The 14,702-nt window shown below is 68.1% G+C and carries 13 protein-coding genes; 6 read left to right on the forward strand and 7 right to left on the reverse strand.

The annotated features are described in order from the left end of the window. Nucleotides 1-66: 66 nt before the first annotated feature. Both E3O22_RS15085 and E3O22_RS15090 read right to left on the reverse strand, forming a co-directional pair. Entirely contained in the window at nucleotides 67-1,404 is a 1,338-nt protein-coding gene (locus tag E3O22_RS15085) for an aminotransferase class III-fold pyridoxal phosphate-dependent enzyme (RefSeq protein ID WP_134396397.1), read from the reverse strand. Between the two features lie 76 nt (nucleotides 1,405-1,480). Further along, a complete protein-coding gene (locus tag E3O22_RS15090) occupies nucleotides 1,481-2,275 on the reverse strand; it encodes a 1-acyl-sn-glycerol-3-phosphate acyltransferase (protein ID WP_134396395.1) in 795 nt (264 codons plus the stop codon). A 65-nt stretch (nucleotides 2,276-2,340) separates the two neighbouring features. Here E3O22_RS15090 and dxr point away from each other — a divergent pair, with 65 nt between their 5' ends. After that, on the forward strand, nucleotides 2,341-3,423 hold the full coding sequence (gene dxr / locus E3O22_RS15095) for a 1-deoxy-D-xylulose-5-phosphate reductoisomerase (RefSeq protein ID WP_134396393.1): 1,083 nt from the start codon (nucleotides 2,341-2,343) through the stop codon (nucleotides 3,421-3,423). An 18-nt stretch (nucleotides 3,424-3,441) separates the two neighbouring features. Here the strand turns inward: dxr and E3O22_RS15100 are convergent, their stop codons facing one another. Genes E3O22_RS15100 through E3O22_RS15110 form a run of 3 tightly spaced genes read right to left on the reverse strand, consistent with a single transcriptional unit; the run spans nucleotide 3,442 to nucleotide 6,123 of the window. After that, on the reverse strand, nucleotides 3,442-4,371 hold the full coding sequence (locus E3O22_RS15100; protein WP_134396391.1) for an NAD-dependent epimerase: 930 nt from the start codon (nucleotides 4,369-4,371) through the stop codon (nucleotides 3,442-3,444). A 25-nt stretch (nucleotides 4,372-4,396) separates the two neighbouring features. After that, nucleotides 4,397-4,828: a hypothetical protein gene (locus tag E3O22_RS15105; protein ID WP_134396389.1), complete on the reverse strand. Its 432-nt coding sequence runs from the start codon at nucleotides 4,826-4,828 to the stop codon at nucleotides 4,397-4,399. Next, nucleotides 4,825-6,123 carry a protein kinase gene (locus E3O22_RS15110; RefSeq protein ID WP_370448476.1) on the reverse strand — a complete coding sequence of 433 codons (1,299 nt, stop codon included), beginning with the start codon at nucleotides 6,121-6,123 and terminating at the stop codon, nucleotides 4,825-4,827. Before E3O22_RS15110 ends, E3O22_RS15105 begins: the two co-directional genes overlap by 4 nt. Nucleotides 6,124-6,219: 96 nt before the next feature. On the opposite strand from E3O22_RS15110, the gene E3O22_RS15115 reads away from it, so the two are divergent. Then, entirely contained in the window at nucleotides 6,220-7,599 is a 1,380-nt protein-coding gene (locus E3O22_RS15115; protein WP_198410634.1) for an RIP metalloprotease, read from the forward strand. Between the two features lie 139 nt (nucleotides 7,600-7,738). Here E3O22_RS15115 and E3O22_RS15120 read toward each other — a convergent pair whose 3' ends face one another. Then, entirely contained in the window at nucleotides 7,739-8,938 is a 1,200-nt protein-coding gene (locus E3O22_RS15120; RefSeq protein ID WP_134396386.1) for an acetyl-CoA C-acetyltransferase, read from the reverse strand. Between the two features lie 141 nt (nucleotides 8,939-9,079). Here E3O22_RS15120 and ispG point away from each other — a divergent pair, with 141 nt between their 5' ends. Together ispG and E3O22_RS15130 are read left to right on the forward strand one after the other, a co-directional pair. After that, a complete protein-coding gene (gene ispG / locus E3O22_RS15125; protein WP_174722072.1) occupies nucleotides 9,080-10,240 on the forward strand; it encodes a flavodoxin-dependent (E)-4-hydroxy-3-methylbut-2-enyl-diphosphate synthase in 1,161 nt (386 codons plus the stop codon). Nucleotides 10,241-10,604: 364 nt separating this feature from the next. Further along, nucleotides 10,605-12,368, forward strand: a complete 1,764-nt coding sequence (locus tag E3O22_RS15130; RefSeq protein WP_174720142.1) for a proline--tRNA ligase — start codon at nucleotides 10,605-10,607, stop codon at nucleotides 12,366-12,368. 21 nt (nucleotides 12,369-12,389) lie between these two features. Here the strand turns inward: E3O22_RS15130 and E3O22_RS15135 are convergent, their stop codons facing one another. Next, on the reverse strand, nucleotides 12,390-13,211 hold the full coding sequence (locus E3O22_RS15135) for a DUF1206 domain-containing protein (RefSeq protein WP_134396384.1): 822 nt from the start codon (nucleotides 13,209-13,211) through the stop codon (nucleotides 12,390-12,392). 155 nt (nucleotides 13,212-13,366) lie between these two features. Here E3O22_RS15135 and nusA point away from each other — a divergent pair, with 155 nt between their 5' ends. Together nusA and E3O22_RS15145 are read left to right on the forward strand one after the other, a co-directional pair. Continuing rightward, a complete protein-coding gene (nusA, locus tag E3O22_RS15140) occupies nucleotides 13,367-14,380 on the forward strand; it encodes a transcription termination factor NusA (RefSeq protein WP_134396382.1) in 1,014 nt (337 codons plus the stop codon). An 8-nt stretch (nucleotides 14,381-14,388) separates the two neighbouring features. Then, nucleotides 14,389-14,646 (forward strand): YlxR family protein, encoded by a 258-nt coding sequence (locus E3O22_RS15145; protein ID WP_134396380.1) that lies wholly within the window; start codon nucleotides 14,389-14,391, stop codon nucleotides 14,644-14,646. The last annotated feature ends 56 nt before the right edge of the window (nucleotides 14,647-14,702 follow it).

Genomic DNA, 14,702 nt, shown 5'->3' on the forward strand with positions numbered 1-14,702 from the left:
GCGGCGGCGGCGATCAGACGGCTTCCGCCGCACGCTCGCCGCCACCTACCCGGGGTTCTATCGGTACTACAGGCCGGACAGGGCGGCGAGGGTTTCCTCGATCACGGAGGCGGCATCGTCGATCAGCGCCTCGGAGATGACAACCGACGGCATGATGCGCAGCACCGAGTCCCAGCTGCCGGCATCCAACACGATGACGCCATTGGTGGTCGCGTGCTTGATGATCGCGGTGAGAGCCTCGGGGTACGGAGTGGTCGTGCCCGGGTGAACGAGCTCCACTCCGAACATCGCACCCTTGCCGCGCACGTCGCCCACGACGGAGAACCGCTTCGGCCAGTCGCCGATGCGCGCCCAGAGGGCCTTCTCGACGCGCCGCGCCTCGCCGAGGAGGTCGTCCCGCTCGATCAGGTCGAAGACGGCGAGGGCGGCCGCGGTCGAGACCGGGTTGCCGCCGAAGGTTCCGCCGATGCCGCCGGGCTGTACAGAGTCCATGATGTCGGCGCGACCGGTGACGGCGGCGAGCGGGAATCCGCCGGCGATGCCCTTGGCGGTGGTGACGAGGTCCGGCACCACATTGTGGTGCTCGATGCCGTACCAGGCACCGGTGCGGGCGATGCCGGCCTGGATCTCGTCGGAGACGAAGACGATGCCGTGCTCGGTGCAGAATTCGCTCAGCCGCTTGAAGAATCCGGGGGCGGGGATGACGATGCCGCCGTCGCCCTGGATCGGTTCGATGAAGAATGCCGCGATCTCGGTGGCGCCGATGTGGGTGTTGATGTAGTCGATGGTCTTCTCGGCGGCTTCTTCGCCGGTCAGGCCGTCACGGTAGGGGTAGCTGGTCGGCACGCTGTAGATCTCGCCGGGGAACGGTCCCATTCCGGCGCGCTCTGGCCAGGGGCGGTAGGTCATCGCCATGGTCAGGTTGGTGCGGCCGTGGAACGCGTGGTCGAGCGCGACGATGGCGCGCCGGCCGGTGAACTTGCGGGCGATCTTCACGGCGTTCTCGACGGCTTCCGCGCCGGTGTTCACCAGGATGGAGCGCTTCTCGAAGTCTCCGGGGGTGATCTCGGCGAGCTTCTCCGCGACGGCCACGTAGTTCTCGTACGGGGTGACGGTGAACAGGGTGTGGGTGAGCTTGGCGGCCTGCGCCGCGGCGGCCGCGGCCACCTCGTCGTTCGCGTGACCGATGGTGGTCACGCCGATGCCGCAGCCGAGGTCGATGATCTGGTTGCCGTCGACGTCGACGAGGATCGCTCCCGCTCCGTGATCCATATAGATGTTCGCCAGCGTGCCCGCACCGCGGGAAACCGCGCGCAGGCGGCGTTCCTGCAATTCGACCGACTTGGGGCCGGGAAGGGCGGTGACGAGCTTGCGCTGCTGGGGTACCGAATACGTGTCAGACATGACCCCAGCTTAGGTCGCGCCCGTTTCTGCGGTGTTTCCGGGCGGCGGATGCTCGGCTCGGCCGGCCCGAAAGCGGCTAGACGCGTTCGCGCGGGAAGACCCGGTCGGCGATCTTTTGCAGGGTGCCCGAGGGCGGCGACTCGTTGTACCGGCCGGCCAATTCCTGACGGGACAGGGCGTGGATCGCGGCCATGATCTCGTCGGTCGCGCCGCGCCGTGCCTTGCCGGACTCGGCGGAACCGTGGCGGCGGAGGTCGAGGGGCTCGCCGAAAGCGACCGTGACCTTGCGGATCCGCGGGAATTTTGCTCCTACCGGCTGGATCTCCTGTGTGCCGATCAGCCCGACCGGAACCACGACGGCCCCCGTGGTGAGGGCGAGCCACGCCACGCCCGTGCGGCCCTTGTACAGGCGGCCGTCGAGGGAACGGGTTCCCTCCGGGTAGATAGCGAACGCGCTGTCGGATTCGAGGATGTTGCGGCCCGCGTCGAGTGCGTCCTGGGCGGCCTGCCCCGCGCCGCGTTCGACCCCGACCGCTCCGATCGAGGTGAAGAAGGTGCGCGAGACGAAACCCGTGAACCCGGTGCCGGTGAAGTAGGTGGACTTGGCCAGGAACTGCACGCGCCGAGGAGCGACCAGCGGAATCACGATGCTGTCGATGAACGACAGGTGGTTGCTGGCCAGGATGACACGGCCGCTGCGCGGGATGTTATCCCGGCCGGTGATGGTGGGGCGGAAGACCAGCCGGGCGATCGGCGCCATGATGCCGTAACCGAGGAAGTAGACGAATCCGGGGCGCTTCGTGGGCTCCGATTCCTCCGCCGACAGGTCGACGGGAGTTGCATCCTGGGAATCTGCTTTGGAACCGGTCATCCTTGGACCCTACCGCCACGGCCCGCCCCGGCACGAAAGGCGGCGGCGCCACCTAAAATTGTGGGATGCGCAGACGAGTTGTAATTCTCGGTTCGACCGGCTCGATCGGAACCCAGGCCCTTGATGTGATCAAGGCCAACCCCACCCGGTTCGAGGTGGTCGGGCTCTCCGCCGGCAACAACAGGACGATGCTCGAGGCGCAGGCCGCCGAGTTCGAGGTCGAGCACACGGCGCTCGGCGCGGACGAGGCCGAAGAGCTCGTGCGCGACGTCGAGGCCGACGTGGTGCTCAACGGCATCACGGGCTCGGTGGGCCTCGGGCCGACCCTCGCCGCCTTGCGAGCCGGTCGCACGCTGGCCCTGGCAAACAAGGAATCGCTCATCGTCGGCGGCGACCTGGTGAAGTCGCTGGCGGCGCCGGGGCAGATCGTGCCCGTCGACTCCGAGCACTCCGCCATCGCGCAGGCGCTCCGCTCGGGAACGGCCGGCGAGGTGCGACGCCTGGTGCTGACGGCATCCGGGGGCCCGTTCCGTGGCCGACGACGCGGGCAGCTCGCCGACGTCACGCCGGCCGAGGCGCTCGCGCACCCGACCTGGCAGATGGGGCTCGTCGTCACGACCAACTCCTCCACCCTCGTCAACAAGGGCCTCGAGGTGATCGAAGCGCATCTGCTCTTCGACGTGGACTACGAGCGCATCGATGTGGTCGTGCACCCGCAGTCCGTCGTGCACTCCATGGTGGAATTCATCGACGGATCGACGATCGCCCAGGCGTCCCCGCCGGATATGCGTCTGCCGATCTCGCTCGGGCTGGACTGGCCGAACCGCGTCGCGGCAGTCGGCACGCCGATCGACTGGACCATCCCGCAGAACTGGACCTTCGAGCCCCTCGACACGATTGCCTTCCCGGCCGTCGACCTGGCCAAGCAGGTCGGGCGTGCCGGCGGCACCTACCCCGCGGTGTTCAACGCGGCGAACGAGCAGGCCGTTGCGGCTTTCCACGCCGGCACCATCGGGTTCCTCGACATCGTCGACACCATCCAGCGTGTCGTCGAACGGCACGAGCAGGACGGCCCGCTCACACGCGAGTCGCTCGCCGGCGCCGAGGCGTGGGCGCGCGCCGCGGCGGACAAGCTCCTCGCCCGCTGAGAAAGCCGGCCGTGCGGTTCAGGCCGTGTCGCCTGAGTTGAGGTAACTGTCCGCGGTTGTGGCGAGGGCATCCGGCCACGGGGTCTTGCCGACGCCGAGCTCGCGCTCGGTTTCGGCGGAATCGATGATGTACGGCACCCTGAGCTGATAGCTCGAGGCCCAGATCTCGTGCATCATCGGGTTCAGCGCGCCGAGCGATTTGAGCAGCCACTGCGGGTAGCCCGCCACCGTGCCGTGCGTGCCGTAGCGGCGGTTGAGCTGGGCGGCGATGTCGTCACGGGTGATGGCCGTGCTCGGCACATGCCAGAGCCGGCCCCATTCGCCCCGGTAGTCGGCGGCGGCCACGAGGGTTGTCACGATGTCGGGCAGGAAGCTCCAGCTGTGTACGCGCCCGGGCCGGCCCACGACCCGGGCGGTCTTCGATTCCAGGATGGCTCTGAAGAACCGGTCGTCGAGGTGCGCAGTGCCGACGACGCCCGGCCCGAAATAATCGCTCGCCCGCACCTCGACGGCCCGAATCTCGCCGCGGTCGTGCGCGTCCTTCGCCCGGTGCCAGAGCTCCTTGCGCACGAGCCCCTTCGTCTCGGTGGTCGTTTCCGGCGAATGCTCGGTCATCGGCCCGGTCGGAGACCCGTACGGGTAAAGATTGCCCATCATCACCAGGCGGGCGCCGGTGACGGATGCCGCCGTCAGCGCCGCGTCGATGACCGGCGGCCACTGGGTGGGCCAGTCGGTGTACCGCGGGTTGATGCACAGAAAGATCGTCGACATGCCGGTCGCCGCCCGGGTGAAGGTCTGGGCGTCGCTCGCGTTCAGCACGAGCGATTCTGCCCCGGGTGCCGCCGCGCCGGAGCGGGTTCCGACGGTCACCTGGTCGCCTCGACCCACCAGACGCTCGGCGAGCGGTCGTCCGACCATGCCTGCGCCGACAACCAGCTGCTGGGGCATGAATCCTCCTGAGGTGAGGCCGACGCTAGTCCTCGTCGTCGCAGCCGTCGTCTTTCTTCTTGCATCTACCGTCGTCCTTGTCGTTGCCGTTGTCAACGGACGTCGGGCTCGGGGCTGGAACCGGGGCCACGGTCGGCTCCGGCTCGCTCGCCTCGATCGCAGCGGTCAGGTCCGCGAACACCAGGTTGAGGGCTGACTGGATGTCGGCAGCACGGGCGGCGCTTACCTCGTCCGCCGCGGCCGCGGTGAGCAGGTCGGCCTGAACGGCTTCGAGCGAAACCTGGGCGGCGTCGAAGTCGCCGGCCGCGGCGGCCGCTGTCACGTCCTGCACACCGGCCTGCAACTGGGTGGCGGTGCTCTGCTGCAGGTCGGGAGGCGTGCTCCCGCACCCGGTCAGGGTGGACGCGACGAGCGTGACCGCGGCCAGCGCGAGGGTCAGGCGGTCTCGAGGCATCATGGCGTCACGCTTTCCTGGAGTCGCTTCAGATTGGTGCCGAGGGAACCGTCAACGGCCGGGTAGGTGGCGGCGGGCGTGGCCGGTTCGGCCCCCCGGGGGGTGAAGACCACCACGGCGAGCACGATGAGTGCGGCCAGCACTCCCAGCGCGGCGAGCACTCGGGGACGGCGCCATGCGGGAGCGGTGGTGGTGGCACGGGCGCTGCCCGGTGAGCGGGCCGGAGCGCCGGCCGGCGTCAGAAACTCGGTGGGGGCATCCGCGACGGGTTTCGGGGCGGCGATGACTCTCGTGGCGGCCAGAACCGCAGTCGGATCGAGGGTCGCGGACCTGAGTACCGCGGTGGGCTGGAGGGTTTCGGTGGCGCCCAGGACGGCGGTGGGCTCCAATAGCTCGGTGGCCCCCGGAGCCCCCATTGCCACGGTGACTGCGGTTCCAGCGTCGGTATTTCCCCCGCTGACCAGGCGTCGCAGCTGCACGGCTGCGTCGCCCGCGCTGAGCCGGTCGGCCGGCTCGCGGATGGTCATGCCGCCCAGAACGGTGGCCCAGCTCTGGCCGAGATCGGCCGGAATGTGCGGCTGCCGCTGCAGCCTGGCCATTGCCGATTCGATCGCCGTTCCGGTGAAGGCGCGCTCGCCGGTGAGGCATTCAAGCAACACGAGTCCGAGCGAGTACACGTCGCTGGGCGGGCCGATGGTGCTGCCGAGTGCCTGTTCGGGGCTGAGGTAGCCGGCCGTGCCGAGCAGAGACCCGGTCGCCGTGAGGCGGGTCGCGTCGAAGAGACGGGCAATGCCGAAGTCGGCGAGTTTGGCATGCATGGCACGGCCGGGGAATCCCGACGGTGCGAGCAGCACGTTCGCGGGCTTGATGTCGCGATGGATGATGCCCTGCGCGTGCACGTAGTGCAGCGCCTCCGCGAGGTCGGCGCCCATGGCTGCCACCTCGTCGGGGTGCAGGGGCCCATCGGCGATCTTGCTGCGCAGGTCCGTGCCGTCCACGAGCTCCATCACGATGTAGGTGCGCGAGACGCCGTCGATTACGGCCGTGCCGGCGTCGAACAGGGTGACCAGGGCGAAGTGGTTGAGGCTCGCGAGCACCGTGACCTCGCCGCTCTGGCGCTCGGGCCCGGCGTCGTCGGCCGTGTCGAGACGGAACAGCTTCACGGCGACAGTACGCCCCAGAAAGAGGTCGGTGGCCCGGTAGACGGATGCCATCCCGCCCGTTCCGAGCAGAGCGTCGATACGAAAACGGTCGGCCAGGCTGATGCCGATGGGACCGACGGTGTGTGGCTTGGACAGAGGGGACCTCCTCGTGGATCCGTGAAGTCAAGCAAACCACACCTTGCAGGACGAACGGCCAGCGCCCTCGCAGGGTGGAGTGGGTAATCTACGACTGTGGAAACCGTGCTGCTGTATATTCTGGGCGTTCTGATCGTCGTGGTCGGCCTTGCCCTGTCCATCGGCCTGCACGAGATCGGCCACCTGCTTCCCGCCAAGCTTTTCGGCGTCAAGGTCACCCAGTACATGATCGGTTTCGGCCCCACTTTATGGTCCCGTCGCAAGGGCGAGACCGAGTACGGCGTGAAGGCCATCCCGCTCGGTGGCTACATCGCCATGATCGGCATGTTCCCGCCGGCCCAAAAGGGCGGCCGAGTGCAGGCATCCAGCACTGGCTTCTTCAACCAGCTGGTACAGGAGGGCGAACCGGAAAAGAAGCCCAGCGCCATGGCCACCATGGTCGACGACGCCCGCCAGTCCAGCGCCGACACCGTCGGTGAGGGCGAGGAGCACCGCGCGTTCTACCGCCTGCCCGTCTTCAAGCGTGTCATCATCATGCTCGGCGGGCCCACGATGAATCTCCTCATCGCGGTCGTGCTCTTCGCCGTGCTCCTGATGGGCTTCGGAACGGCCCAGGTCAGCACGACCGTCGGCAGCGTGTCCGAGTGCGTGCTGCCGGCCACGAGCGTCCGGCAGACCTGCGAACCGACCGACGAGAAGGCGCCCGGCGCCGAGGCCGGCCTGCAGCCGGGCGACCGCCTGGTCAGCATGAACGGCACCCCGATCGACAGCTGGGACCAGTCCACCGAGATCATTCGCGAGTCGCCGGGCATCCCGCTTGCCACCGTCGTCGAGCGCAACGGCACCCAGCAGACCCTGACCATCACCCCGAAACTCACCGAACGCTACGTGAGCGATGCCGACGGCGAGATCGAAGAGGATGCCGCCGGCGAGCCGAGGACCCAGGAGATCGGCTTCGTCGGAATCGGCCCGGCTGGCGAGCTCGTGCCGCAGCCGGCGACCGCAGTGCTGCCCGCGGTGGGCGAGAACATCGGCGCGGTCGTGCACATGATCGCGAACCTGCCGCAGCGCATGATCGATATCGCCAACGCGGCCTTCGGACCGGGGGAGCGCGACCCCAACGGCCCGATCAGTGTGGTCGGGGTCGGCCGCGTCGCCGGCGAGATCGCCAGCATCGACGCCATCCCGGTGAACAGCAAAATCGCGAGCATGCTGGGGCTCCTGGCCTCACTCAACGTGGCCCTGTTCGTGTTCAACCTGGTGCCGCTGATGCCGCTCGACGGCGGACACGTCGCCGGCGCGCTCTGGGAAGGGTTGCGGCGTCAGCTCGCCAAGCTGTTCAGACGCCCCGACCCGGGCCCCGTCGACACGGCGAAACTGATGCCGCTCACCTTCGCCGTCGTGGTGGTGCTCGGTGCCATGAGCCTGCTGCTGATCTACGCCGACATCGTCAAACCGATCAACATCTTCGGCTGACCCGCGGCGCGTCCCGGCGCAGCTCTCAGCGGCTCTGCCCGGCGAGATTCACCGAAAATGCCGAGAGTCGCCGTTCCGCCAGGTCAACTGGGCAGAAACGGCGACTCTCGGCGTCTGCGAGCGGCGTCCGGTACGGGCGTTAGCGCGAGAGCAGCAGCGCCTCACCCTGGCCGCCGCCGCCGCAGAGGGCGACGGCGGCCTTGCCGGTGCCCCGCCGGGCCAGCTCGAGCGCCGCATGCAGCGCGAGGCGGCCGCCCGAGGCCCCGATCGGATGCCCGAGGGCGATCGCGCCGCCGTGGATGTTGACCTGCTCGGGGGAGAGGCCGAGCTCCCGGGTCGATTCGAGCGACACCGCGGCGAAGGCCTCGTTGATCTCGACCAGGTCGAGCTCGTCGGCCGCCCAGCCCTGGCGCTCCAACGCGCGGTGGATCGCGTTCGCCGGCTGTGAGTGCAGCGAGTTGTCGGGTCCGGCGACCTGGCCGGAGGACTCCACCACCGCCAGCCAGCTGAGCTCATTGTCGTCGGCGAAGCGGCGGCTGCACAGCACGAGGGCGCTGGCACCGTCGCTCAGCGGCGACGAGTTGCCGGCCGTGACGGTGCCGTCCTCGCTGAAGGCCGGGCGCAGCCGGCCCAGCGTCTGCGTGGTGCTGTCGCCGCGCACACCCTCGTCCGTGGTGACCAGAAGCGGCTCGCCCTTCCGCTGCGGAACGCTGATCGGGGTGATCTCGTCGTCGAAGACGCCGTTCGCGGCGGCGGCGGCGGCGCGCTGGTGCGAGGCGGCCGCGATGGCATCCTGGTCCGCCCGAAGCAGGCCGAGCCGCCCGTTGACATGCTCGGTGGAGAGGCCCATCGAGAGGCCGTCGAAAGCATCCGTCAGCCCGTCGCTGGCGGCGTGGTCAAGCATGGTGACGCTGCCGTAGGCCCAGCCCGTGCGCGAGCCGGGCAGCAGGTGCGGGGCGTTCGACATCGATTCCTGGCCGCCGGCCACGACGACATCCGCTTCACCGAGACGGATGATCCGGGCCGCGTCGATCACGGCGGCCAACCCCGAGAGGCACACCTTGTTCAGAGTCATCGCCGGAACGTTCCACGGGATGCCGGCGCCGATCGCGCTCTGCCGGGCCGGGTTCTGGCCGGAGCCGGCCTGCAGGACCTGGCCCATCAGCACGAACTGCACCTGGTCGGGTGTCACGCCGGCGCGGGCGAGCGCACCAGTGATGGCAGCGGTCCCCAGCTGCACGGCGGTGAGGCCGGCGAGCTGCCCGTTCACCCGCCCCTGCGGTGTGCGCGAGCCCGCGAGGATGACGACGTCGCTGCTGTTCACGGCACTGTGGTTCATAGCGGATCTCCTTCAGAAGACCGATCGGGCCGAGGGCCGATCGGTAAGGTTTGGCAATGCGTTCCGGCGGTGGCCCCGACCGTCGGGAGTCATCCGGCATCCGTTCAGATTTCGCCCGGTCTCGCCGCGTAAGCTGTCGCCGTGGCTGCAATCAACCTGGGAATGCCCAAAGTACCTGAAGTACTCGCTCCGCGTCGCAAGACGCGTCAGATCAAGGTCGGCAAGGTACTCGTCGGCGGTGACGCACGCGTGAGCGTGCAGTCGATGACGACGACGCCGACCACGAACATCAACGCGACCCTGCAGCAGATTGCCGAGCTGACGGCATCCGGCTGCGACATCGTGCGCGTCGCCGTGCCCAGCCGCGACGACGCCGAGGTGCTGCCGATCATCGCGATGAAGAGCCAGATCCCGGTCATCGCCGACATCCACTTCCAGCCGAGCTACGTGTTCGCCGCGATCGACGCCGGCTGTGCCGCCGTGCGCGTCAACCCGGGAAACATTCGCAAGTTCGACGACCAGGTCGGCAAGATCGCCGCCGCGGCCAAAGCAGCCGGCGTCTCCCTCCGCATCGGCGTCAACGCCGGCTCGCTCGAGGCGAGCCTGCTGCAGAAGTACGGCAAGGCCACCCCGGAGGCGCTCGTCGAGAGCGCCGTCTGGGAAGCCAGCCTGTTCGAGGAACACGACTTCCACGACTTCAAGATCTCCGTCAAGCACAACGACCCGGTGATCATGGTCAAGGCCTACCGGCTGCTCGCCGAACGCGGCGACTGGCCCCTGCACCTCGGCGTCACCGAGGCCGGACCGTCGTTCCAGGGCACCATCAAGAGCGCCACGGCGTTTGGTATCCTGCTCGGCGAAGGCATCGGTGACACCATCCGGGTGTCGCTGAGCGCGCCCCCGGCCGAGGAGATCAAGGTGGGTCTGCAGATCCTGCAGTCACTGAACCTGCGCGAGCGCAAGCTGGAGATCGTGTCCTGCCCGAGTTGCGGTCGCGCGCAGGTCGACGTGTACAAGCTCGCCAACGACGTCACCGACGGCCTCGAGGGCATGACCGTGCCGCTCCGGGTTGCCGTGATGGGTTGTGTCGTGAACGGTCCGGGCGAGGCCCGCGACGCCGACCTCGGCGTGGCGTCGGGTAACGGCAAGGGCCAGATCTTCGTGCGCGGCGAGGTCATCAAGACCGTGCCGGAGTCGGAGATCGTCGCGACCCTGATCGAGGAGGCCAACCGGATGGCCGCCGAGATGCCGCCGAGCGAAGACTCCCTCGGCGCTCCCGTCGTGACGGTCGGATCCAACTAGTCGAGATCCACCGAGTTCGGCGAGTCCCCTTCGCCAAGTCGCGTCGCTGGGCCAGCCGCGCATACTCGTCATGGGCATCCGTCGTCACGTCAACGCGGAGATTTTTGGGAAACACCGGTTTTGGCGCCGCATTGTGCGGCGTGTTGCGAAAAAATCTCCGAGGTTAGCGACCGGCCGCAACGAATGCCCGAGGCGGGAGCCTCCGCACGTCGGGTCGCCAGGTCTCGGCGAGCTCGACCACCGCTGGCGGCACCTCGGTCAGACGGTTCGCGGCGCTGGTTGCGTAAGCCGGCGGACCGCGGAACGGGCGCCGCCGTCCACCGGGTGCGCCGCGACGTCTGTCCGCGCGCCGTAAAGTAGGTGAGTGCCTACTCGTATGTCCAACTACTTCCTCCGTACCCTCCGCGAAGACCCCTCGGACGCCGAGGTCACCAGCCACCGCCTGCTGGTGCGCGCCGGCTACATCCGCCGCCAGGCCCCCGGAATCTTTGCGTGGCTGCCGATCGGCCTGCGCGTCAAGGCCAAGATCGAGACGATCGTGCGCGAGGAGATGGCCGCGGCCGGCGCCTTCGAGGTGCACTTCCCGGCCCTGCTGCCGCGGGAACCCTACGAGATCACGGGCCGCTGGGACGAATACGGCGACGGCCTCTTCCGGCTCACGGACCGCAAGGGCAGCGACATGCTCCTCGCCCCCACCCACGAAGAGGTCTTCACACTCCTCGTGAAGGACCTCTACAGTTCCTACAAGGACCTGCCCCTGTCCATCTTCCAGATCCAGGACAAGTACCGCGACGAGGCCCGATCACGCGGCGGACTGCTGCGCGGTCGCGAATTCACGATGAAGGATGCCTACTCCTTCGACTACACGGATGCCGGCCTCGACACGAGCTACCAGGCTCAGCGCGACGCCTACGAGCGCATCTTCACCCGGCTCGGCCTCGAGTACGTCATCGTTCAGGCGGATGCCGGCGCAATGGGCGGCTCCAAGAGCGAAGAGTTCCTGCACCCGACCCCGGTCGGCGAAGACACCTTCGTGCGCTCGGCCGGCGGCTACGCGGCCAACATCGAGGCCTTCCGCACGATCGTCCCGCCATCGATCGACTGGGCTGGCTTCCCCACCGCCGAGGTCTTCGACACCCCGGACACCCCCACCATCCAGACCCTGGTCGACCGGGCCAACAGCGACCATCCGCGTCCCGACGGCCGCGCCTGGACCGCCGCGGACACCCTCAAGAACGTCGTCCTCGCGCTCATCCAACCCGACGGCACCCGTGAACTCCTTGTGATCGGCCTCCCCGGCGACCGCGAGGTGGACCTCAAGCGCGTCGAGGTGGCCGTCACCCCCGCCGAGGTCGAGGCCGCGAACGAAACGGATTTTGCCAAGTTCCCCGGGCTGGTCAAGGGCTACATCGGACCCTGGAGCGCGAACGGAGCGGTGTTCGGTGAGAAGTCGACCACCGGCATCCGCTTTCTGGTTGACCCGCGCGTCGTGGAGGGCACCGAGTGGATCACGGGCGCGAACGAGCCCGGCCGCCACGTCTTCGGTCTCGTCGCCGGCCGGGATTTCGAGCTGGGCGGCACCGTCGAGGCCGCCGAGGTTCGCGTCGGCGACCCCGCGCCCGACGGCTCCGGCCCGGTGGAGCTGGCCCGCGGCATGGAGATCGGCCACGTTTTCCAACTCGGCCGAAAGTACGCTGAGGCGCTCGGGCTCAAGGTTCTCGACGAGAACGGCAAGCTCGTCACGGTCACGATGGGTTCCTACGGCATCGGCGTCACCCGCATCCTCGCCACCATCGCCGAACTCAACAACGACCCGAAGGGCCTGATCTGGCCCGAGACGGTCGCACCGTTCGACGTGCACGTGATCGCCACCGGCCGGGATGATGTCGTCTTCGAGACTGCCGAAACCGTTGTCGCCATGCTGGAAGGAATCCAGCGCGACGTGCTCTACGACGACCGCCGCAAGGTGTCGCCGGGCGTCAAGTTCGGCGACGCGGAACTGATCGGCATCCCCGTCATCGTCATCGTGGGCCGTGGAGCCGCCGACGGCATCGTGGAACTCTGGGACCGTCGCACCGGTGATCGCACCCAGGTGGCCGTTGCCGAGCTGGCCGCCAGCGTCGCCTGAGTGCCCGGCCCGGCTGAAGGTTCAGAGGCGGGCGAGCCGGGCCCGGGCGAAGCAGTACACGCCATAAGCGATCACTCCGGCGCCGACCAGCACCAGGATTGCCACCCCGAACGGCAGCGCCACGAGTGACTTCAGCGCACCGTCCATGCCGGTGGCCTTCTCCGGGTCGAGCGTGAAAGCCGCCACGGTGAAGAGGATGCCCACGGCGGCCAGCGCGATGCCCTCCGCTATGTAGCCCACGGTTCCGAGGATGACGACCACCGTGCCGGCCGGGCCGCCGGGCACCGTAATGCTGTCGGTGAAGCCGTGGCTGGCCCCGCGGTGAACGAAGACGCCGCCGATCGAGACCACGGCCAGGCCGGCGACGAAGAGCAGCACGACGCCCCCGGGAATCGACAGCAGTCTCGCGGTCGAGTCGCTGGCTGTTTCCGACGAGCTTGCCGAGGCTCCGCGGGCGAACGTGAACGCCGTCCCCGCGATGAACAGGAAGACGACACCCTTGCCGATCAGGACGGCGCGGTGGGCCCACTTGCGTTTCGGATCTTGGGCGGGTTCAAGGAACACCTGTACCAGATACCAGAGGCCGAGCGAGGACAGGCCGAGAACCACCGTCCAGAGCACGAACACGCCGCCGGGGGTTTGGGCCAACTGCCCGAGCGCGCCAGACTGGTCTGCCGACTCGCCACCGGCGCCCGTTGCCACGCTGATTGCGATGGCGCCGATCATGACGTGAAGCAGGCCGTTCACCGCATAACCGGCGCGGGCCAGAAGTTGGAAGGTGCGGCTGCCCTCGGCGGTGCGTGCAGCGTGCTGAGCGTTGTCAGATACGGAATCGGCTGCCATCCGCCCAGCGTAGCGCCGCGTGCGGGCCGAGGGGAAGGCGGTTTCGGCGCGGAACGGGCCGGGGACGGGTGACGGGCGTCCGGGGAGTCGGCTAATCTAAGACGAGCCCGTTGCGCAGTTTCGCGGCGGCAAGATCTGAATAGAGGAGGCCGGCCATGGACATCGACCTCAGCGTGTTGCGGCAGTTGGAGCGCGAGAAAGAGATTCCCTTCGAGGAACTCGTGCGGATCATTGAGCAAGCAATTCTGACGGCCTACGTGAAGCACACCCAGCAGGGTGAAGTCTCCACGAAGCAGGCCGTCGAGGAAGAGCCGGAAGCGCGCGTCGTCCTCGACCGCAAGACTGGCCACGTCGACATTTTTGTGCCCGAACACGACGAAGAGGGCAACGTCGTCGGCGAAGCCGTCGACAACCCCACCGACTTCGGTCGCATTGCGGCCTTCGCGGCCAAGCAGGTCATCAACCAGCGCCTGCGCGACCTGGCCGATGACGCTGTGCTCGGCGAATTCAAGGGCCGCGAGGGTGAGATCGTCGCCGGGATCATCCAGCAGGGTCCGAACCCGCGCATGATCCACGTCGACTTGGGCACGATCGAGGCGATCCTGCCGCCCGAGGAGCAGGTGCCGAGCGAGAGCTACGTGCACGGACAGCGCATTCGCGTCTATGTCACTGCCGTCGGCAAGGGCCTCAAAGGCCCGCAGATCACCGTGTCCCGCACGCACCCCTCGCTGGTGCGTCGGCTGTTTGCCCTCGAGGTGCCGGAGATCGCCAGCGGCGTCGTCGAAATCGTCTCGCTTGCCCGTGAGGCCGGTCACCGCACCAAGATGGCCGTTCGCGCCACGGAGCCCGGCGTCAACGCCAAGGGCGCCTGCATCGGCGAACTCGGCCAGCGCGTGCGCGCCGTCACCGTGGAGCTCAACAACGAGAAGATCGACATCGTCGACTACTCGCCAGACCTGGCCACCTTCGTCGCGAGCGCACTGTCGCCGGCCAAGGTCACCAGTTCCTATGTGATCGACGAATCGATCAAGGCCGTCCGAGCCCTCGTTCCCGACTACCAGCTGTCACTGGCGATCGGCAAGGAAGGCCAGAATGCGCGCCTCGCGGCCAAGCTCACGGGTGCGAAAATCGACATTCAGCCGGACAGTATTCTGGAGGACACGGAATAGGGGGTACGATGGATTCCGTTAGAACGTGCATTGGATGCCGTTTGCGCGCTCCGCGATCCTCACTTCTGAGGGTTGTAGCCCGAGAATCGGAACTCGTGGTGGATGAAACCGCCACTCTGCCTGGGCGAGGTGCGTGGTTGCATCCCACTACCGCGTGCTTCCAGGACGCACTGCGGCGACACGCTTTCGGGCGTGCCCTTCGCGTGACCAGTTCAATGGACGCGAATCAACTAGAGAACAGGCTGAACAGGCTTATGGATAACTAATGAGCGGCTCGAAATGAGACCCGTCCGTTACTAACGGTCTGCCCCTTTCCGGGTGC

It is taken from the genome of Cryobacterium sp. TMT2-18-2 (genome assembly GCF_004402245.1).
GTDB lineage: Bacteria > Actinomycetota > Actinomycetes > Actinomycetales > Microbacteriaceae > Cryobacterium > Cryobacterium sandaracinum.